The sequence below is a fragment of the Geodermatophilus africanus genome (assembly GCF_900107105.1).
In the GTDB taxonomy this organism is placed as follows: domain Bacteria; phylum Actinomycetota; class Actinomycetes; order Mycobacteriales; family Geodermatophilaceae; genus Geodermatophilus; species Geodermatophilus africanus.
In genome coordinates this window covers 413,927-432,781 of record NZ_FNOT01000004.1, presented here as the reverse complement: position 1 = coordinate 432,781, position 18,855 = coordinate 413,927, and the positions used below count along the sequence as shown (strand labels likewise).

The 18,855-nt window shown below is 74.2% G+C and carries 21 protein-coding genes and 1 tRNA gene; 11 read left to right on the top strand and 11 right to left on the bottom strand.

All coding sequences use genetic code 11. From position 1 onward, the window contains the following. Positions 1–37 precede the first annotated feature (37 nt). The 3 genes from BLW63_RS09880 to mnhG are packed head-to-tail and all read left to right on the top strand — an operon-like array spanning position 38 to position 1,340. Positions 38–604, top strand: coding sequence for a Na+/H+ antiporter subunit E (locus BLW63_RS09880; RefSeq protein ID WP_091154509.1), 567 nt, complete (start codon positions 38–40; stop codon positions 602–604). Beyond that, positions 601–936, top strand: coding sequence for an MrpF/PhaF family protein (locus BLW63_RS09875; RefSeq protein ID WP_091154504.1), 336 nt, complete (start codon positions 601–603; stop codon positions 934–936). Before BLW63_RS09880 ends, BLW63_RS09875 begins: the two co-directional genes overlap by 4 nt. After that, entirely contained in the window at positions 933–1,340 is a 408-nt protein-coding gene (gene mnhG / locus BLW63_RS09870; RefSeq protein WP_091154500.1) for a monovalent cation/H(+) antiporter subunit G, read from the top strand. The genes BLW63_RS09875 and mnhG overlap by 4 nt, the downstream gene beginning before the upstream one ends. Before the next feature lie 15 nt (positions 1,341–1,355). Here mnhG and BLW63_RS09865 read toward each other — a convergent pair whose 3' ends face one another. The 4 genes from BLW63_RS09865 to BLW63_RS09850 form a co-directional block, all read right to left on the bottom strand. Continuing rightward, positions 1,356–2,093 carry a VOC family protein gene (locus tag BLW63_RS09865; protein ID WP_091154496.1) on the bottom strand — a complete coding sequence of 246 codons (738 nt, stop codon included), beginning with the start codon at positions 2,091–2,093 and terminating at the stop codon, positions 1,356–1,358. A gap of 64 nt (positions 2,094–2,157) precedes the next feature. Further along, a complete protein-coding gene (gene leuA / locus BLW63_RS09860) occupies positions 2,158–3,903 on the bottom strand; it encodes a 2-isopropylmalate synthase (protein ID WP_244522473.1) in 1,746 nt (581 codons plus the stop codon). 335 nt (positions 3,904–4,238) lie between these two features. After that, positions 4,239–4,715 (bottom strand): helix-turn-helix domain-containing protein, encoded by a 477-nt coding sequence (locus BLW63_RS09855; RefSeq protein WP_170856715.1) that lies wholly within the window; start codon positions 4,713–4,715, stop codon positions 4,239–4,241. A 284-nt stretch (positions 4,716–4,999) separates the two neighbouring features. Further along, the gene (locus BLW63_RS09850; RefSeq protein ID WP_091154488.1) at positions 5,000–6,592 is read right to left on the bottom strand and encodes a phospholipase D family protein; all 1,593 of its coding nucleotides are present in this window, start codon (positions 6,590–6,592) and stop codon (positions 5,000–5,002) included. A gap of 73 nt (positions 6,593–6,665) precedes the next feature. Here BLW63_RS09850 and BLW63_RS09845 point away from each other — a divergent pair, with 73 nt between their 5' ends. Together BLW63_RS09845 and BLW63_RS09840 are read left to right on the top strand one after the other, a co-directional pair. Beyond that, positions 6,666–7,934 carry an aspartate kinase gene (locus BLW63_RS09845; protein WP_091154485.1) on the top strand — a complete coding sequence of 423 codons (1,269 nt, stop codon included), beginning with the start codon at positions 6,666–6,668 and terminating at the stop codon, positions 7,932–7,934. After that, positions 7,931–9,001 carry an aspartate-semialdehyde dehydrogenase gene (locus BLW63_RS09840; RefSeq protein WP_091154481.1) on the top strand — a complete coding sequence of 357 codons (1,071 nt, stop codon included), beginning with the start codon at positions 7,931–7,933 and terminating at the stop codon, positions 8,999–9,001. Before BLW63_RS09845 ends, BLW63_RS09840 begins: the two co-directional genes overlap by 4 nt. Positions 9,002–9,113: 112 nt before the next feature. Here BLW63_RS09840 and BLW63_RS09835 read toward each other — a convergent pair whose 3' ends face one another. The 5 genes from BLW63_RS09835 to BLW63_RS09815 all read right to left on the bottom strand — a co-directional run bounded on the left by BLW63_RS09835 (position 9,114) and on the right by BLW63_RS09815 (position 14,584). Beyond that, positions 9,114–10,907, bottom strand: a complete 1,794-nt coding sequence (locus tag BLW63_RS09835; RefSeq protein ID WP_091154477.1) for a S9 family peptidase — start codon at positions 10,905–10,907, stop codon at positions 9,114–9,116. 4 nt (positions 10,908–10,911) lie between these two features. Continuing rightward, positions 10,912–12,012 (bottom strand): hemolysin family protein, encoded by a 1,101-nt coding sequence (locus tag BLW63_RS09830; RefSeq protein ID WP_091154474.1) that lies wholly within the window; start codon positions 12,010–12,012, stop codon positions 10,912–10,914. Then, positions 12,009–13,364 carry a hemolysin family protein gene (locus BLW63_RS09825; protein WP_091154471.1) on the bottom strand — a complete coding sequence of 452 codons (1,356 nt, stop codon included), beginning with the start codon at positions 13,362–13,364 and terminating at the stop codon, positions 12,009–12,011. The genes BLW63_RS09830 and BLW63_RS09825 overlap by 4 nt, the downstream gene beginning before the upstream one ends. Before the next feature lie 101 nt (positions 13,365–13,465). Beyond that, positions 13,466–13,539: transfer RNA gene (locus tag BLW63_RS09820), tRNA-Pro, on the bottom strand. Positions 13,540–13,636: 97 nt separating this feature from the next. Further along, complete coding sequence (locus BLW63_RS09815) at positions 13,637–14,584, bottom strand: metallophosphoesterase (RefSeq protein WP_091154467.1); 948 nt, start codon at positions 14,582–14,584, stop codon at positions 13,637–13,639. Positions 14,585–14,638: 54 nt separating this feature from the next. On the opposite strand from BLW63_RS09815, the gene BLW63_RS09810 reads away from it, so the two are divergent. Next, positions 14,639–15,091 carry a GatB/YqeY domain-containing protein gene (locus tag BLW63_RS09810; RefSeq protein WP_091154463.1) on the top strand — a complete coding sequence of 151 codons (453 nt, stop codon included), beginning with the start codon at positions 14,639–14,641 and terminating at the stop codon, positions 15,089–15,091. Positions 15,092–15,213: 122 nt separating this feature from the next. On the opposite strand, the gene BLW63_RS27320 is transcribed toward BLW63_RS09810, so the two are convergent. Both BLW63_RS27320 and BLW63_RS28550 read right to left on the bottom strand, forming a co-directional pair. Continuing rightward, entirely contained in the window at positions 15,214–15,369 is a 156-nt protein-coding gene (locus BLW63_RS27320; RefSeq protein ID WP_211517063.1) for a hypothetical protein, read from the bottom strand. Positions 15,370–15,383: 14 nt separating this feature from the next. Next, positions 15,384–15,506 carry a hypothetical protein gene (locus BLW63_RS28550; RefSeq protein WP_280140507.1) on the bottom strand — a complete coding sequence of 41 codons (123 nt, stop codon included), beginning with the start codon at positions 15,504–15,506 and terminating at the stop codon, positions 15,384–15,386. 287 nt (positions 15,507–15,793) lie between these two features. Between BLW63_RS28550 and BLW63_RS09800 the strand changes: the two genes are divergently transcribed. The 5 genes from BLW63_RS09800 (at position 15,794) to BLW63_RS09780 (ending at position 18,852) form a co-directional block, all read left to right on the top strand. Then, on the top strand, positions 15,794–16,873 hold the full coding sequence (locus BLW63_RS09800) for a sigma-70 family RNA polymerase sigma factor (protein WP_091154907.1): 1,080 nt from the start codon (positions 15,794–15,796) through the stop codon (positions 16,871–16,873). After that, positions 16,870–17,775 carry an STAS domain-containing protein gene (locus BLW63_RS09795; protein ID WP_244522472.1) on the top strand — a complete coding sequence of 302 codons (906 nt, stop codon included), beginning with the start codon at positions 16,870–16,872 and terminating at the stop codon, positions 17,773–17,775. The genes BLW63_RS09800 and BLW63_RS09795 overlap by 4 nt, the downstream gene beginning before the upstream one ends. Further along, on the top strand, positions 17,772–18,161 hold the full coding sequence (locus BLW63_RS09790; protein WP_091154460.1) for an STAS domain-containing protein: 390 nt from the start codon (positions 17,772–17,774) through the stop codon (positions 18,159–18,161). Before BLW63_RS09795 ends, BLW63_RS09790 begins: the two co-directional genes overlap by 4 nt. Next, entirely contained in the window at positions 18,158–18,442 is a 285-nt protein-coding gene (locus tag BLW63_RS09785; RefSeq protein ID WP_091154458.1) for a phosphatase RsbU N-terminal domain-containing protein, read from the top strand. The genes BLW63_RS09790 and BLW63_RS09785 overlap by 4 nt, the downstream gene beginning before the upstream one ends. 83 nt (positions 18,443–18,525) lie before the next feature. Further along, entirely contained in the window at positions 18,526–18,852 is a 327-nt protein-coding gene (locus tag BLW63_RS09780) for a ferritin family protein (RefSeq protein WP_170856714.1), read from the top strand. Positions 18,853–18,855 lie beyond the last annotated feature (3 nt).

Below are 18,855 nucleotides of genomic sequence, written 5' to 3'. Positions count from 1 at the left end.
CGGTCACCGAGTCGACGAGCGCCAGCGAGGAGACTCCGTGACCGTCGAGCCCGCCGCCACCCGGCTGCGCCACCAGGTGCCGCTGGTCGCCTGGCTGGTGCTGGTCTGGATGCTGCTGTGGGGCACCTGGTCCTGGGCGAACCTGCTCTCCGGCCTGCTCGTGGCGCTGACCGTCCTGACGCTGTTGCCGCTGCCGCACGTGGTCGGCGGCGCCCGGGTGCGGCCGCTGCCGCTGCTGGTCTTCCTCGGCCACTTCGTCGTCGACCTGTTCGCGTCCGGGGCCGAGGTCGCCTGGCAGGCCGTGCGCCCGGGCGGGGTGCACCGGACGGCGATCGTGCAGGTGCAGCTGCGCGCGGACTCCGACCTGATCCTGACGATGGTCGCCGAGGCGACCTCCCTGGTGCCCGGCTCGCTGGTGCTCGACCTGGACCGCGAGCAGCGGGTGATGACCCTGCACCTGCTGCCCGTCCGCGACCACGACGAGGTGGAGCGCAAGAAGGCGCACGTCCTGGTGGTCGAGCGGCGGCTGGTGCAGGCGTTCGGCTCGGCCGCGGACCTCGCGGCGCTCGACGGCCACCGGAGGGACGAGGTGCCGGCGTCGTGACGGTCGTGGAGTTCGCGCTGTACGCCCTGATCGGCGGGGGAGCGCTGCTGGCCCTCGTGCGGCTGGCGCGCGGTCCCTCGCTGCTGGACCGGGTGGTGGCGACGGACACGCTGCTGGTCATCATCTCGGCGGGCCTGGCCGTGCACGTCGCGCTGGTGCAGGACCCGACGCTGGTGCCGGTGCTGGTCGTCGTGGCGCTGCTGGCCTTCGTCGGCTCGGTGTCGGTGGCCCGCTACGTCGGTGGCATGCTGCTGCGCTCGAGCACCGGGGACGGCCGGGACCTCGGCCTGCCGGTCGCCGCCGAGGAGCGGGAGTCCGGAGTGGAGCGGTGAGCACCGTGTCCGAGGTCGTGGCCTTCGCCTGCCTGCTGGCCGGCGCCGCGCTGTGCCTGACCGCCGGGCTGGGCCTCGTGCGGTTCCCCGACGTGCTGTCCCGGATGCACGCCGGCACCAAGCCGCAGGTCCTCGGCGTGCTGCTGGTGATGGTGGGCGCGGCGATCCGGCTCGACGGGTGGGCCAACGCCTGGATGCTGCTGCTCGTGGCGGCCTTCCAGCTGCTGACCGCACCGGTCAGCGCGCACCTGATCAGCCGGGTCGCGTACCGCCGCCGGCACGTGCGCCGCGACCTGCTCCTGGTCGACGAGTACGGCGGGCGTGGTCACCAGGACGAGCGGTACCGCGGTGACGAGCCCGGTGACGCCCCACCAGAGCGGCCCGGACGCGGTTCAGCGGGCTGAGCCACTCGGGTCCTCTCAGGCCGGCTGGGCCAGCCAGAAGCGCAGTCCCTGATCGTCCCGGCACTCCGCCGTCCGGCCGTGGGGTCGGTCGGTGACCTCGCCGGCCTGCCCGCCGGCGGTCCGGACCGCGGCGACGGCGACCTCGATGTCGTCGACCGCGTAGGCGGGCACGGTGCCGACCTCGCCGTCCCCACCGCCGATGCCGACCATCGGCACCACGCCGTCCACCTGCCAGCCGTCGGCGACCCGCCCGGGCACCGACGTCCAGCCGAGCACCGACTCGTAGAAGTCGCGGGCGCGGGCGCCGTCGGGCACGCGCAGCGTCAGGTACACCGCGTCGCCGGGGCGCACCGGGGGACGCGGCTGCGGGTCGGCCGACGCCGGGGTCTGCAGCAGCCAGCGGTGGCCGAAGGGGTCAACGACGACGCCGGTGCGGCCGTGGTCGGTGTCGGACGGCGGCCGCTCCACGGCAGCACCGCACGCGGCGGCCCGGTCGACGGCGGCGTCGACGTCGGACACGGTCAGGTGCAGCGTGACGCTGACTCGCCCCGGATCCGGTGCGGCCAGCCCCAGCTCGGGGTACTCGTCGGCGAGGTAGAGCGTGGCCCCGCCGACGTCCAGCTCGGTGTGCCCGATGCGGTCGTCGTCCATCACGTACGGCTCGCCGACGACGTGGGCGCCCAGCGCCTCGGCGTACCAGGACATCGCGGCGCGGGCGTCGCGCACGGCGAGATACGGGGTCAGCTGTGCCACCGCCCGATGATGACTCGACCGGACGCGGGGCGGGGCGTCGTCGGACGCCCCGCCCCGTCCGTCCTCAGCGCTGCGCCCGGTTCACCGCCGAGACGACCGCCCGCAGCGACGCGGTGACGATGTTCGGGTCGATGCCCACACCCCACAGCACGCGGTCGCCGACCGCGCACTCGACGTAGGCGGCGGCCTTCGCGTCCCCACCGGCGGACATGGCGTGCTCGGCGTAGTCGAGCACCCGGACGTCGACGTCCACCGAGTGCAGTGCGTCGACGAACGCGGCGATCGGTCCGTTGCCGCGGCCCTCGATCGTCGCCGGGACGCCGTGGTCGACGAGTTCGACCACCATCTCGTCGACGGTGTCGCCGTGCGCCCGGTGCCGGTGGCCGGTCAGGGAGAAGCGGCCCCACGGGGCGTCGGGGTCGGGCAGGTACTCGTTGGAGAAGGCCGCCCACATCTGCTGGGCGGTCACCTCGCCGCCCTCGTCGTCGGTGTGCCGCTGGACGACGCCGCTGAACTCGATCTGCAGCCGGCGCGGCAGGTCCAGCTGGTTCTCGGTCTTCATGATGTAGGCGACGCCGCCCTTGCCGGACTGGCTGTTCACCCGGATCACGGCCTCGTAGCTGCGACCGACGTCCTTGGGGTCGATGGGCAGGTAGGGCACCGCCCACGGCATCTCCGCGACCGGCTTCCCGGCCGCCTGCGCGTCGGCCTCGAGCGCCGTGAAGCCCTTGTTGATCGCGTCCTGGTGCGAGCCGGAGAAGGCGGTGTAGACCAGGTCGCCGCCGTAGGGGTGCCGCTCGTGCACGCCCAGCTGGTTGCAGTACTCGACGGTGCGGCGGATCTCGTCGATGTCGGAGAAGTCGATCTGCGGGTCGATGCCCTGGCTGAACAGGTTCAGCCCGAGGGTGACCAGGTCGACGTTGCCGGTGCGCTCGCCGTTGCCGAACAGGCAACCCTCGATGCGGTCGGCGCCGGCCCGGTGGCCCAGCTCGGCGGCGGCGACGGCGGTGCCCCGGTCGTTGTGCGGGTGCAGCGACAGGACGACGGCGTCACGCCGGCCCAGGTTGCGGTGCATCCACTCGATCTGGTCGGCGTAGACGGTCGGCTCGGCCATCTCGACCGTCGCCGGCAGGTTGATGATCGTCGGCCGGTCGGGCGTGGGCTCCCAGACGTCGGTGACGGCGTTGCAGACCTCGACGGCGAAGTCCAGCTCGGTGCCGGTGAAGGACTCGGGGGAGTACTGGTAGCGGATGTCGGTGTCGCCGGCCTGCTCGGCCAGCTTGCGGACGACCTGCGCGCCGTGGACGGCGATGTCAACGATGCCGGCGCGGTCGGAGCCGAACACGACGCGCCGCTGCAGCGTGGACGTCGAGTTGTACAGGTGGACGATCGCCTGCTTCGCGCCGCGCAGGGACTCGAAGGTGCGCTCGATCAGCTCGTCGCGGGCCTGCGTCAGCACCTGGATGGTGACGTCGTCGGGTACCAGGTCGTCCTCGATGAGCTGGCGGACGAAGTCGAAGTCGGTCTGGCTGGCCGCCGGGAAGCCGACCTCGATCTCCTTGTAGCCCATCCGGACCAGCAGCTCGAACATCCGCCGCTTGCGGTCGGGCGTCATCGGGTCGATCAGCGCCTGGTTGCCGTCACGCAGGTCGACGGCGCACCAGCGCGGGGCCTCGATGGTGACCGCCTCCGGCCACGTGCGGTCGGGCAGCACGATCGGCGTGAAGGGGGCGTAGCGGGAGATCGGCATCCGCGACGGCTGCTGCGGGTGCCGGACGTGCGGGTGGTTCTCGCTCAGGTTCCTGCTCACGGGGTTCTCGCTCCTCTGGGCGCGGGCTGGACGCAGCTCCGGGTGGGGCGGTCAGCAGGCGCCGGGAACGCACTCGGCACGACAGGTCTCCGCGGCGAGGGGGCCGACCTAGGAGAGGGCCTCGCCGCGGCGGGTAAGCAGGAGGCTGCCGCGCACACCGCCACGGTAGCAGCGCGTCAGCCGAGGTCGCAGCCACACGCACAGGCCGCGGCGTGCCTGGGCGGGCCCGAGCCGTCGTCGACCTCGTCGCACGCCGGCGGACAGGTGCAGGTCAGGTCCTCGTCGGCCGGCCACCCGAGGGTCGCGCGCCGGCGCCGGCGTCGCTCTGCGGCACGTCAGCGCGCCGCCTCCCGCCGCCGGTTGCGCCGCTCGGCCGGCGAGTCCCCGGGGACGGGGACGTCGTGGTCCTCCGGCGTCCCCGCCCGCGCCCGCTGGCGGTCCCGCGCGGCCCGGTCGAGGCCGAAGGTGAACCACGGCTGCTCCCGACCCGGGCGGTGCGCCCACCGGTCGGCGACCTCGTCGGTGTGCTGGGTGTCGAGGTGGGCGGGCAACCGGCGCCGGGTCGCGTCCCGGGCGCCGTCGGGGTCCATGCCGGTCACCTCCCGCCCGTCCGCGTCGAGCAGGGCCAGCCGCAACCCGGCCAGCCCGGCCGCCCGCGCGAGGGCGCGCGAGGGCAGGTCCCGGGTGCCCGCCTCGGCGTGTCCCACGGCCGACGCGCTCAGCCCGGCCGCCGCGGCCAGTTCGCGTTGTGACACGTCGGCGGTGCGCCGGATGCGCCGCAGCACCCTGCCCAGGTCGAAGCCGTCCGCCACGGGGGACATGGTGCGGTGGGGACTGCACGTGTGGGCCCCGCCGGCCGAACCTGTGGACGGGTCCTGGCCGGGGGGAGCCGGGTCAGGGGTGTTCCTCCGCAACCTCTCCCTCTGCTCACAGGGGGGAGCAGCGGGTGAGTCCTCCTCGACCCCTGCTCACAGTGCGAAGCAGGGGGAGAGCGCTCCCTCCACCCCTGCTCACAGTGCGAAGCAGGGGTGGAGGTTCCGGGAGGACGAGGTGCGGGTGGGCCTCCCTGCCCCGCTGCAGATCCGGGTGGTGCAGGTCAGAACGCCTTGCGCAGCCGCATGCGCAGCGGGCGGCCGTCGGGGTCGTCGACCAGGCGGTAGACCGGCGTCGCCCACAGCCGCGTGGGCAGCGACAGCCGCGGGGGCCGGTGCTCGCGGAGCCGGCCTCGCGGGCGCGGGCCGCGGCAGCCACCGGAGTACCAGGCGTCGAGGTCGGCGGCCGAGGACTCCAGCGTCCGCACGAACTCCGCGGGGTCGATCAGGTCGTCGTCCTCGCTGCCGTCGGCCGCCCGGTCCAGGTGCTCGCGGGCCAGCTCCAGGCGCAGGTCGCGGGCGAGGGTGCGGGCGCCGTCGCCGGTGCCGGCCGGGTCGCGGGGCTCGCGCGGGTCCCGGGTCGTGTCCAGCACGGCCGAGGAGAGCTCGCTGTCGTGGGTCCAGGAGCGGCGGTTGAAGTTGTCGCTGCCCACGCTGGCCCAGACGTCGTCGACCACGCAGACCTTGGCGTGCACGTAGACCGGCGTCCCCTCGTGGTTCTCCACGTCGAAGACGTGCACCCGGCCGCGTCCGGCCCGCCGGCACATCTCCAGCGCCTGCCACCGGCCGACGTACTGCGACCGCTCGGCGATCGCGCCGTCCTGGTCGGGCACCCGCGGCACCACGACGACCAGGTGCAGACCCGGGTTCTCGGCCAGGGCTCTCGCGAACAGGCGGGCGATGTCGGCCGACCACATGTACTGGTCCTCCAGGTACACCAGCCGGCGGGCCTGCTTGATCGCCTTGGAGTACCCGCGGGCCACCGACCGCTCGCCACGCGGCGCGAAGTCGTAGGGCGGCCGGATCGCCGGGTAGGTCCGCAGGTTCTGTACCACGTGCGGACCGCACGGCGGCGGCGGCGGCAGCTGCGGCGGCAGCGGGTCGGGGTCCAGGCGGGCGCCGCGCAGCCGGTCGAGCACCCACGCGATCGGGTTGCCGGAGTCGGCGTTGGTCGGGTCGTCCCAACGCTCGCGGAACACGGTGTCCAGGACGCCAACCGTCGGCCCGCGCAGCAGCAGCTGGACGTCGTGCCACGGCGGAGTGTCCCCGTATGCCACGGACATCGCCAGGGACTGCGGGTCACCCCGGTGCTCGGCGTCGTCCCGGCGGCTGTGGCACAGGTCGATCCCGCCGACGAAGGCGACGTCCCGGGTCGGGTCCTGGTCGTGCCGGCAGACGACGAGCTTCTGGTGGTGGCTGCCGCCGCGGCGCACCCGCTGGTCGAGGATCACCTCGCCGCCGCCGTGCTCGACCTCGTCGTCCAGTGCTCGGTTCTCGTGCGCGCTGAACGACATCCAGTCCACGTGCGAACGCCAGACCAACCCACGCACGCAGACGCCGCGGCGCACCGCGTCGGTGAACAACTGGGCGACGGTCGGGCCGCCCGGGCGCAGCTGCTCGTCGGGGTCGCCCCGCCAGTCGGTGAAGAACAAGTGGTCGCCGGCGTCCAGACGCTCGACGCACTCGACCAGCCGGTCGAAGTAGGTGACGCCGTGCACGAGCGGCTCGACGAGGTTGCCCTCGGTGTACGGGGGCAGGGACGTCGTCGGGTTGCCGCGCTCCTCGGCGGTCAGCAACCAGCGCTCGACGTCGTCCACCGGGTGATCACAGCGCTCCGCGAAGGGGGACGCAACCACGGTCGTCGCGGGAGCCTCGGTAGCCTGTGGACCCGTGGCCCTCGTCGTCCAGAAGTACGGCGGCTCGTCCGTCGCCTCCGCAGCGCACATCAAGCGCGTCGCCGAGCGGATCGTGGCGGCCAAGGAGAACGGCGACGACGTCGTCGTCGTGGTCTCCGCGATGGGTGACACGACCGACGAGCTGCTCGACCAGGCCGCGCAGATCACCGACCAGCCGGCCGGCCGCGAGCTGGACATGCTGCTCACCGCGGGCGAGCGCATCTCCATGGCCCTGCTGGCGATCGCGATCAACACCCACGGCTACGAGGCCCGGTCGTTCACCGGTTCCCAGGCCGGGGTGATCACGACCTCGAGCCACGGCAAGGCGCGGATCATCGACGTCACGCCGGGCCGGCTGCGCAACGCCCTCGACGAGGGCTCGATCGTGATCGTCGCCGGGTTCCAGGGCGTCAGCCAGGACACCAAGGACGTCACCACGCTCGGCCGCGGCGGGTCCGACACCACCGCCGTGGCCGTCGCCGCGGCGCTGCGGGCCGACGTCTGCGAGATCTACACCGACGTCGACGGCGTGTTCACCGCCGACCCGCGCATCGTCCCGAACGCCCGGCGGCTCGACACCATCACCTACGAGGAGATGCTCGAGCTCGCCGCCTCCGGGGCGAAGGTGCTCGTGCTCCGCTGCGTCGAGTACGCCCGCCGCTACGGCATCCCGGTGCACGTCCGCAGCTCCTACTCCCAGCTCTCCGGCACCACGGTGACCGGCTCGATGGAGGACCTCACGGTGGAACAGGCGATCATCACCGGCGTCGCGCACGACCGCTCCGAGGGCAAGATCACCGTCTTCGGGGTGCCGGACCGGCCGGGTGAGGCCGCGCAGCTGTTCCGCGTGCTCGCCGAGGCCGAGGTCAACGTCGACATGATCGTGCAGAACGTGTCGACGGAGGCCAGCAAGCTCGCCGACATCTCCTTCACGCTGCCCAAGAGCGACGGGCCGGCGGCCCTCGCCGCGCTGGAGAAGGTCAAGAACACCGTCGGCTACACCGACGTCACCTTCGACCAGCACATCGGCAAGGTGTCGCTGGTCGGGGCGGGCATGCGCTCCCACCCAGGCGTGTCAGCGCGCTTCTTCGGCGCGCTGGCCGACGCCGGTGTCAACCTGGAGCTGATCAGCACCTCGGAGATCCGCATCTCCGTGGTGTGCCGGGACACCGACGTGGACGTCGCCGTCCGCGCGGTGCACGACGCCTTCGACCTCGGCACCGACGAGGCGCAGGCGGTCGTCTACGGAGGGACGGGACGATGAGCACGCTGTCGAGTGGGCACGGCTCCAGCGACGGGCTGCGCGTCGGCGTCGTCGGCGCCACCGGCCAGGTCGGTGCCGTGGTGCGCACGCTGCTCGCCGAGCGCGGCTTTCCCATCGGCGAGCTGCGCTTCTTCGCCTCCGCCCGCTCCGCCGGCAGCACCCTGCCGTGGGCCGACGGCGAGATCACCGTCGAGGACGCCGCGACCGCCGACCCCACCGGGCTCGACATCGCGATCTTCTCGGCCGGTGCCTCCACCTCACGGGTGCAGGCGCCGCGGTTCGCCGAGGCCGGCGTGACCGTCATCGACAACAGCTCGGCCTGGCGCCGCGACCCCGACGTCCCGCTGGTGGTCGCCGAGGTCAACCCGCACGCCCTCGCCGACGTGCGCAAGGGCATCATCGCCAACCCGAACTGCACCACGATGGCCGCGATGCCGGTGCTCAAGCCGCTGCACGACGAGGCCCGGCTGGTCCGCGTCGTGGCCAGCACCTACCAGGCGGTCTCCGGCAGCGGCCTGGCCGGCGTCGAGGAGCTCGACACCCAGGTGAAGGCGGTCGTCGACAAGGCCGCGGAGCTCACCCACGACGGGTCGGCGGTGCCCTTCCCGGAGCCGGTCAAGTACGTGCGGCCGATCGCGTTCAACGTGCTGCCGATGGCCGGCTCGCTGGTCGACGACGGCACGTCCGAGACCGACGAGGAGCAGAAGCTCCGCAACGAGAGCCGCAAGATCCTCGACATCCCCGACCTGCGGGTGTCGGGGACCTGCGTGCGCGTGCCGGTCTTCACCGGTCACTCGCTGTCGCTGAACCTGGAATTCGAGCGTGAGCTCACCGTCGAGCGGGCCACCGAGCTGCTGTCGGCCGCGCCGGGCGTGGAGCTCACCACCGTCCCCACGCCGCTGCAGGCGGCCGGCCGCGACCCGAGCTACGTCGGCCGCATCCGGCAGGACCCGGGTGTCGACGGCGACCGCGGCCTGGCGCTGTTCGTGAGCAACGACAACCTGCGCAAGGGCGCCGCGCTGAACACCGTCCAGATCGCGGAGTTGATCGCGGCGAGACGCAGGTAGCCGGATTCGCCCGGACGCGGGGGCCGGAGGCCTCCCGGCCGGGTGGATGGCCGAGCTCAGCGCGTGTCGGGGACGGCACGTGGCCGCGGTGTCGGCCGGTAGGCCGACAGTGTCAGGGCTTGACGTGGCGCAGGGCGAAGTCCAACGCGACCTCGACCTGGCGGATGGTCTCCTCGATGACCAGCGAGCCGTGGCCGGCGTCGAAGCGGTACACCTCGTGCGGCTTGCCCAGCTCCGCCAGCCGCACCAGGTAGTTGTCGATCTGCCGGATCGGGCAGCGCGGGTCGTTCGCGCCGGCGACGACGAGCACCGGCGCGGCGACGTCCTGCGCGTAGGTGATCGGCGAGGAGCGCACGTACACGTCGCGCACCTCCTCCGGTGAGCCGCCGAACAGCGCCCGGTCGTAGGCCCGCAGGCCCTCCATCTCGTCCTCGTACGCGGCCAGGTAGTCGGCCACCGGCACCTCGGCGATGCCGGCGGCCCAGCGCTCCGGCTGGGTGCCCAGGCCCAGCAGGGTGAGGAACCCGCCCCACGAGCCGCCCGAGATCAGCGCCCGCGACGGGTCGAGGAAGCCCTCCTCGGCCAGCGCGTCGTAGACCGCGGCGACGTCCTCGAGCTCGGTGAGCCCCGGCCGGCCGGTGAGCGCGTCCCGCCAGGCGCTGCCGTAGCCGGTCGACCCGCGGTAGTTCACGTGCACCACGGCGTACCCGGCGTCGACGTAGGCCGCGCGGCGGGCGCGGTAGGAGTCGTCGTCGGCCGCCTCCGGGCCGCCGTGCACGAGGAACGCCGTCGCGTACGGAGGCGGGCCGGTCGGCCGCACCACCAGCGCGTGCACGTCACCGCCCGGGCCGGGCACCCAGCGGTCCTCGACCGGGTAGGCGGCCGGCGGCTCCTCGCCGGGGGCGGCCAGCACGACCGGACCGTCGGCCCGCCGGATCACCGGCGGCCGCTCGGAGTTCGACCACGCCAGCTCCACCGCGCCGTCCGGGCGGGCGGTGGCCCCGCGGACGACGCCGCGCGGGGTGTCCAGCCGCTCCAGCGCGCCGCTGGCCAGGTCGTAGCGGTACAGCTCGCTGCGCGCGGCGTGGTCGTGGCCGACCAGCAGCGCGGAGCCGTCGGGGTACCAGCCGGCGGTCACGTCGCCGGGCAGGTCGAGCACGATCTCGGTCTCGGTGTCGCCGCCGACGTCCCACACGAGCAGCTCCTCGCGGCCGCGCCGCTCGTGACCGACCAGCAGCCGCCGGTCGCCGGGCAGCGGCGCGAACTCCAGCGCGTGCAGGCCGCGGCCCTCGCCGTCCCACTTCTCGGCGACCACGGCGTCGTCCTCGGTCCGCAGCACCCGCAGCGCGGGGTAGCGCGGGTCGCCGTGCTCGGAGTGCGAGACGACCAGCAGGTCCTCGTCGTGGGTGAGCGCGTCGACCGAGGCCGGGTCCTCGTGCCGGTAGACCACCCGCGGCGCGCCGCCGGAGGGCGCCAGCCACAGCTCCGAGCCGTCGTCGGTGGAGCGGCCCATGGCGACCACCGAGCGGCCGACCTCCAGGCCCGCCGGGTAGGCCGGCCCGACCTCGGGGACGGCGACGCGGTCGTCCCCGCCGGCGAAGGGCTGGGTCATCCAGACGCCGAACTCGTCGCCGTCGGTGTCGGCGAACCACCAGATCGTCTCGCCGTCCGGGCTCAGGGTGCCGATCAGCGTGCCGTTGGCCCGGTCGGTCGCCTGCCGGTGGACGTCGGTGGTGCGGTCCCACGCGTACTGCTCGACGACGCCGCTGACGTCGGAGGCGTACAGGTTGCGGTCGGGGGCCTCCAGCGCCCAGTCGGGCAGGCTCACCCGAGGCGCCCGGAAGCGGGCCTGCCAGCGGGCGGTGACCTCGGGGGAGAGGGCGGGGGTGGTGGACTCGGCCGTCACCGTCTCATCTTCCCCCGGCTCCGGCACCGGCCTCCGCACCGCCCCGGGCCGGGTCCCCGAGCCGGCGGGAGGTCTCGGCGGCCGCGTCGCGGATGTCGCCGATGAGCCGCTCGAGGACGTCCTCCAGCGCGACCAGGCCGACGGTGCGCCCGCCGTCGACCACCCGGCCCAGGTGCGCACCGGCGTCCCGCATCGCGCTGAGCACGTCGGGGAGCGTCGAGCCGGGGGCCAGCGGGATGAGGCCGATGACGAGCTCGTCGGCGATCGGCAGGTCGCGGGCCGCGGCGTCGACGCCGAGGACGTCCTTGACGTGCACGTAACCGAGCAGCTCGCCGTCGTCGTCCCGGATCGGGTAGCGGCTGTAGCCGTGCTCGGCGACGACGGCCTCCAGCTGCCGGGGCGTCGTCGAGCGGGGCACGGTGACCAGGCGGTCGAGGGGGAGCAGCACCGACTCCAGCTCGTCCCGGTCGAAGGTCAGCGCCCCCGCGGCCAGTTCGCCGACCTCGCTGCCCAGCCGCCCCTCGCGCCGCGACTGGTTGATCATCGACCGGATCTCGGCCTCATCGAAGCTGGCCGCCACCTCGTCGGTGGGCTGCACGCCGGCCAGCCGGACCAGCCCGTTCGCCGCCGCGTTGAACAGCCGGATCACCGGCCCGAGCAGCCGGACGAACGCCGCGAGCGGCGGACCGAGCACCAGCGCGGCGCGGTCGGGCCCGGCGATGGTGATGTTCTTGGGCACCATCTCGCCGAGCACCATGTGCAGCACGGTCACGATCGAGAGCGCGATGACCAGCGCGATCGGGTGCAGCAGCCCCTCCGGGACGCCGACGGCGGCCATCGGCGCCTCGATGAGGTGCGCCACCGCGGGCTCGCCGACCGCCCCCAGGCCCAGCGAGCACAGCGTGATGCCCAGCTGGGCGCCGGCCATCATGGCGGAGACGTTGCGCATCGCCCGGATGGTCGTCCGGGCCCGCGCCGAGCCGGCCGCGGCCCGTGGCTCCAGCTGGTCGGGCCGGGCGGTGACCAGCGCGAACTCGGCGGCCACGAAGAAGGCGTTGCCCAGCAGCAGCGCCACCAGCACGAGCAGGCTGAGGACGTCGCTCACGCTGCGGGCTCCTTCTCGTCGTCCTCGACGAGCCGGACGGCGGTCGCCCCCGACGCGTACCCCTCGCGCATCCGGGCCCGCACTCGCGCCACCCGCCGTCCCTCGACGGTCTCCACCGTGAGCTCGCCGCCCTCGACCGGCACCGTGTCCCCGGCCTCCGGCAGCCGCTGCAGCTGTTCGGCGAGGTAGCCGCCCAGCGTCTCGTAACGGCCCTCGGGCACCGGGACCCCCGTCCGCTCGCGCACCTCGTCGGGGCGCAGCAGGCCCGACAGCAGCCAGGTCCGCGGGTCGACCCGGCGCAGCAGCCGCAGCGGGCGGTCGGTCTCGTCGGCGATCTCGCCGACGACCTCCTCCACGATGTCCTCCAGCGTCACGACGCCGTGCGTCGCACCCCACTCGTCGACGACCAGGGCGATCTGCAGGCCCTCCTCGCGGAGCAGGTCCAGCAGCCGCTCCACCCGCAGCAGCGACGGCACGGTGAGGATCGGCACGGCCAGCTCCTCGGCCGGGACGTCGTCCCGGCGGTCCTCGGGGACCGCGACGGCGTGCTTGACGTGCACCAGCCCGGTGACCTCGTCGAGGCCCGCGCCGTAGAGCGGGAACCGGGAGCTGCCGGAGGCGACCGCCGCGGCGAGGACGTCGGCGGCGGTGGCGTCGGCGCGCAGCGCCCACATCCGCGTGCGCGGGGTCATGACGTCGGCGGCGACCTTGTCGCGCAGCGCGAGCGAGCGTTCCAGCAGGCGGGCCGCCCGCGGTGAGAGGTCGCCCTCCTCGGCCGAGCGGCGGGCCACCGCGGCCAGCTCGTCGGCCCCGCGGGCGGACTCCAGCTCCTCGCGGGGCTCGAAGCCCAGCCGCCGGACGATCGCGTTGGCCACGCCCTGCAGCCCGTGCACGACGACGCCGGCGACCCGGGTGAACGCCCGCATCCCGGGGGCCACGGCGGCGGCGACCGGCAGCGGTCGGGCGATGGCCAGGTTCTTGGGGCCCAGCTCGCCGATCAGCATCTGCAGCGTGGTGGCCAGCGCCAGCGCCAGGCCGTAGGAGAGGCCGGTCACCCACCCGGCGGGCAGGTCGGCCGCCTCCAGCGGGCCGCGCAGCAGCTGGCCCAGCGCGGGCTCGGCCAGGTAGCCGACGACCAACGTGGTGATCGTGATACCGAGCTGGGCGGCGGAGAGCTGGGTGGACAGCGTGCGCAGCGCCGCGAGGACGCCGTGAGCCCCGCGGTCCCCGGCCACCGCGGCCTGCTCGGCCCGCCCGCGGTCGACCGTGGTCAGGGAGAACTCGGCGGCCACGAAGAAGCCGGTCAGTGCCGTCAGGAGCACGGCGGCGAGGAGGAGCAACCACTCGGTCATCGGGAGGCACGGTGCCCGGATGGGGTCACCGCCAACCCATGACCCGGCACACCGCCCCCGGGACGACTCAGGGGCCGCCTCGCGGCGGCCCCTGAGCAGGGTCGGGGTGACAGGATTTGAACCTGCGACCTCGTCGTCCCGAACGACGCGCGCTACCAAGCTGCGCCACACCCCGAGGCCTGCGGCGACCACTGTACCTTCCTGCTCCCCGCGGCCCCTCTGCAGGGTCCCGCTGCGAGCTCGCGAGCAGTGGGGGGCAGAGGGGTCCTTCTTCAGGTCCGACGGGCGGTCGCGGTGGTCGCCGCCGGTGAGCCCTGGCGGGCGGTGAGGGTGAGGAGCGTCGCCTCGGGCGGGCAGGCGAAGCGGTACGGCGCGTAGGGGCTGGTGCCGAGACCGGCGGAGACGTGCAGCCAGGTGCCGTGCGGGCTGGCCGCCGACGGCTCGGACCAGCGGTGCAGCCAGCGGACCCGGTCGCGGTCGATGCCGCAGTTGGTCACCAGCGCTCCGTAGAAGGGCACCCGCAGCTGACCACCGTGGGTGTGCCCGCACAGCAGCAGGTCGGAGCCGTCGCCGGCGAAGCGGTCGAGCACCCGTGGCTCGGGGGAGTGGGCCAGCCCGATGCGCAGGTCCGCGGCCGGGTCGGCGGGGCCTGCGACGAGGTCGTAGCGGTCCCGCCCGAGGTGCGAGTCGTCGACGCCGGCGAAGGCGATCCGCCGCCCGCCGACGACGAGCTCGCCGCGGGCGTTGGTGAGGTCCAGCCAACCGCGGGCGGCCATGGCGTCGCGGAGGTCCCGCCAGGGGAGCTCGTCGCCGTGCACCCGCTCGTGATCCCGCTTGAAGTACTTGAGCGGGTTCTTCGGCCGGGGCGCGTAGTAGTCGTTGCTCGCCATGACGAACACGCCGGGCAGGTCCAGCAACGGCTCCAGCGCCCGGAGCGTCCCCGGGACGGCGTCCATCCCGGCCAGGTTGTCGCCGGTGTCGACCACCAGGTCCGGCTCGAGCTCGGCCAGCGAGGCCACCCACTCCTGCTTGGACCGCTGCCCGGCGGTCATGTGCAGGTCGGACAGGTGCAGCACGCGCAGCGGCGCCGACCCGGGCGCCAGGACCGGGACGTCGAAGCGGCGCAGCGTCCAGCGGTTGCGCTCGTAGAGGGAGGCGTAGGCGATCCCCGCGGTCGCCGACCCGAGGACGGCGGCGGGGAGGACTGTGGTCGGGCGCACGACAGCCCAGATTACGGGCGCGCCGCCGGAGAGCGCCGTGCGAGGCTACGGCCCGTGTCCGACCTCAAGGAACAGCTGCGCGCCGACCTGACCACCGCGATGAAGGCCCGGGACGAGCTGCGCACCGCCACGCTGCGGATGGTGCTCGCCGCGGTCAGCGCCGAGGAGGTGGCCGGCAAGGAGGCCCGCGAGCTCGGCGACGACGAGGTGCAGGCGGTGCTGCGCCGCGAGGCCAAGAAGCGCCGGGAGGCCGCCGACGCCTTCGCCACCGCCGGCCGCAGCGAGCAGGCCGACCGGGAGCGGGCGGAGGGGGACGTGGTCGCCGCCTACCTGCCCGCACAGCTGGCGGACGCGGACCTCGCCGCGCTGGTGGCCGACGTCGTCACCCGAACCGGTGCCAGCGGCATGCAGGACATGGGCCGGGTCATGGGAGCGGTGCAGCAGGAGGTCGCCGGCCGGGCCGAGGGCGGCCGGGTGGCCGCCGAGGTCCGTCGCCAGCTGGGCTGAAGCAGGACCCCGTCCTCCTCACCCCTCGCGAGCTCGGGGCGAGCCTCGGGACGGGGCCGGGGGGAGCGGGGGCCGGCTCGGCCGGCCGGCGGACCGGGTCAGGGGCCCGCCGGCCGGGGTCCTCAGCCGTTCTGCCTGATGGTCACGGGTCCCTCGTCGCTCTCGCAGAGCGTCCTCGCCTCCCCGTCGCGGTCCACCGCTCGGCCGAGGACGGCGACGGGCCCGACCTGCACACCGCAGACCTGGGCCGCGACCTGTGCGGCCGGAGCGACCCGCACGTCCTCGAGGATCGTCAGCCCACGGTGACGTTGACCAGGCCGTCTTGTTCCGGCTGCGCGGCAGCCGGCGTCGCGGCGGCGACGATCGCCGCGCCGGCGAAGACGGGGACGACGGCCTTGCGCGCCCATGCGTTCATCACGGGGAGCCCCCTTGCTCGTGGGCCGTCCCGGCGTTGCTCGCCGGAGGAGTGCGGCCCTGCACGGGTGAAGACGTCGTCCTCCGGAGCGGCTGACGAGTGCCGCCGGGCGGCTCCACCCGGTCGCCGTCCTGGTGTCTCCGCTGGTCGGAGCGGAGCCCCGGCGACTGGCGCGTCAGCAGGACCGCTCGGCTCCCGCCGTCATGCGCGGGGCGTGGAGGCGTCCGGGAGGACGGGCGGTGCGGTCGGCGGGCCCGGAGGGGGCTGCCGGGCGTACCGTCTCGCGGATGGCGGCCGTCGAGCCGGCGGCGACCCCGGGAGGGGACCGCGGGTCTGCAGACGTCGCAGCGCTCATCCCGCTGGTCCGCCGGATCGTCGCGTCCCGCGTCCCGGACCCGGCGACAGCCGACGACCTGGTCCAGGAGACCCTGACCCGGGTCCTCGCCGCCGCCGGCCGGGTGGAGCCGGGGATGCTCGAGCCCTACGCGATCGTCACGGCGCGCAACGTCGTCACCTCGATGTGGCGGGACCAGGACCGGCAGCGACGGCACCAGCACCGCGTGGTCGACCTGCGGCCGTCCGAGGCGCCCGACGAGGGCGTCCTCGCCCGCGAGGACCGCGCCGCCGTCTCGGAGGCCCTGACCCGGCTGTCGGACCGCGAGCGGGCGACGCTGCTCGCCCACGAGGTCGCCGGCCAGGACACCCGGTCCCTGGCGGCCGAGCTCGGGTCCACCGCCGGCGCGGTGGCCGCCCAGCTCAACCGCACCCGGGCCCGGCTGCGGGTGGAGTACCTGCTCGTCTCCGAGCGGGTGGAGCCGCCGACGGAGCGCTGCCGCCCCGTGCTGCTGGCCATCTCCAGCGGCGACCGCCGTCGCCAGCGCGAGGTCGACGCCGCCCGCCACCTGCTGGAGTGCGACCTGTGCGCGCGGCTGTCCGAGCCCCTGGTGGGACGGGGACGATCCCGGGACGACGCCGTGCGGGTCGCCGTCCGGGTCGACGCCGACGTCGTCGCCGCCCGGCAGGCCGCTCGTGAGATCGCCACCCGGCTGGGGTTCTCCGCCACCGACGTCACGCTGATCGCGACGGCGGTGTCGGAGATCGCCCGCAACATCGTGCGCTTCGCGGACTCCGGCGAGGTCGTCGTGACGGAGCTGCACGAGCCCCGGACGGGGATCTCCTTCGTCGCCCGCGACGCCGGCCCGGGGATCCCCGACGTGGACCAGGCGCTGCAGGACGGCTACAGCACCTACCGGGGGCTCGGCTTGGGGCTGCCGGGCGCCCGACGGCTGATGGACGAGTTCGCGGTGGTCTCCGAGACCGGCCGCGGCACGACGGTGACGATGACGAAGTGGCGGGGAGAGGCATGACCAGGTACGAGGACCCGAGCCTGACCGTGGCTCCGACGGGCGCCACAGGCGATCTCGACGGGGACACCCTCCTCCCGCAACTGGTGGCGCACCTGCGCGAGCACCGCACCCGGCTCCGTCAGGAGTGGGTCGGCCGCATCCAGCAGGCACACCTCCTGCAGGCGATGACCGCCCAGGAGATGTCCGCCGAGACCACGCTGGTCTACGACAACTACGTCGAGGTCCTGGAGACCGGCAGCGTGGAGGCACTGCAGCACTACGCCCGCGACCTGTCCGAGCGGATCATCCCGCGCGGCGTGGAGACCCACGAGGTCGTCGGCATCGTGCTCCTGCTGCGCGACGTCCTGGCCCGGTCGCTGTTCGAGAAGTACCAGCGCGACTTCGCGTTGCTGAACCGCGTGCTCGACGCCTACGAGCCGGCCGCCAACCGCATCGCCAACACCGTGGCCGTCAGCTTCGTCGAGGAGCGCGAGCGGGTCATCCGACAGCAGCAGGACTCCATCCGCGAGCTCTCGACCCCGGTGCTGCCGGTCCGCGAGCGGCTGCTGATCCTGCCGATCATCGGGGTCCTGGACCGGGAGCGCGCGCGACAGCTGACCGTGCAGCTGCTCGGTGGCATCCGCACGCACCGGGCGAAGGTCGTCGTCGTCGACATCACCGGCGTCCCGGACGTCGACGAGTCCGTCGCCAACCACCTGGTGCGGACGGTCGACGCCTCGCGGCTGATGGGCGCCAGCGTGATCATCACGGGGCTGTCCCCGGAGATCGCCCAGACGTTGGTCACCATCGGTGTCGACCTGTCGAAGATGAACACCATCGGCGACCTGCAGGGCGGCCTCGAGGAAGCCGAGCGGCTCCTGGGGTACGCGGTGTCCCGCGAGGACGGGAACGGTGGTCCGTGAACGGTGGCCCGCGGCTCTTCTCGATCCTGCGGCAGGGCCCGTACCTGATCGCGTCGATCCACACCGCCCTGGACGACTCGCAGCTGGTGCGGTTCCAGCAGGACCTCGTGGAACGGATCGGCTCCGACCGTGCGCGCGGGGTCGTCATCGACGTGGCCGCACTCGACGTCCTGGACTCCTTCGCGTCCCGGACGCTGCGCGACATCGGCGAGATGGCCCGGCTGCGCGGAGCGGTGACCGTGATCGTCGGGATCCAGCCGGACGTCGCGTTCGCCATGGTGGAGCTCGGCATGGACACCGGCCGGGTGGTCACCGCACTGGACCTGGAGGAGGGCCTGGCCGAGCTGGACACCTACGCCGCGGCACCGCCGGCGCCGCGGCGATGACGGCCCGCGAGACCCTGCTCCGGGACTACCGGGCCGCGCTCCTGCGGTACCTGTCGTGGCACGAGGAGTCCGCGCTGCACGGCGGCTACCAGCTGGGGCGCGGTGCCCTGGCCGACGGCCGGAGCCTGCTCGAGGTCGTCCAGGTCCACCACGACGTCCTCGCCGAGGTGCTCCGGGACAGCCCGGCCGCCGAGGCGCCCCTCATCGCCCGGTCGGCGTCGGACTTCCTCGTCGAGGTCCTGGCCAGCTACGACATGGCGCGGCGCGGCCCCGGCTCCTGAACGACACGGCCCGCGTCATCCCCGCACCCCGGGCGCGTCTCCTCCGGTGACAGGCCATCGCCGATCGCGAGGAGGTGGCGACCGTGACCGTGCGCGGCGCCGTCGGCAGCAGTCCGTCCCGGCTCCCCGGAGCACCCGGTGGGGGGTCGTCACCACGCCGGCCGTCGTTCACGTCCCGTCGGGAGATCCTCGACCTGCTGCGCCGGTTCGCCGTGCACCTGGAGACCGCCCGGGTGCTGGACGAGCGGGCCGGGCGGTGCCGCAGCCCCCACCTCGCCGCGATCCTGCGGGAGCGCGCCGGGACCCACCGGCGGATGGCCGAGCGGGTGCGGGCCGAGCTGATCCGCCAGGGCGCCCTCGACGTCCGGCCGCGTCCCCCCGACACGGGGACGGGGCGTCGCGGGAGGTGACAC

What these genes read in the sequence shown, in the direction of transcription:
- BLW63_RS09785 (WP_091154458.1), top strand. Translation starts at nt 18,158, where the DNA reads ATGACGGCCCGCGAGACCCTGCTCCGGGACTACCGGGCCGCGCTCCTG.
- BLW63_RS09795 (WP_244522472.1), top strand. Translation starts at nt 16,870, where the DNA reads ATGACCAGGTACGAGGACCCGAGCCTGACCGTGGCTCCGACGGGCGCC.
- BLW63_RS09825 (WP_091154471.1), bottom strand. Translation starts at nt 13,364, where the DNA reads ATGACCGAGTGGTTGCTCCTCCTCGCCGCCGTGCTCCTGACGGCACTG.
- BLW63_RS09840 (WP_091154481.1), top strand. Translation starts at nt 7,931, where the DNA reads ATGAGCACGCTGTCGAGTGGGCACGGCTCCAGCGACGGGCTGCGCGTC.
- BLW63_RS09800 (WP_091154907.1), top strand. Translation starts at nt 15,794, where the DNA reads ATGGCGGCCGTCGAGCCGGCGGCGACCCCGGGAGGGGACCGCGGGTCT.
- BLW63_RS28550 (WP_280140507.1), bottom strand. Translation starts at nt 15,506, where the DNA reads ATGAACGCATGGGCGCGCAAGGCCGTCGTCCCCGTCTTCGCCGGCGCG.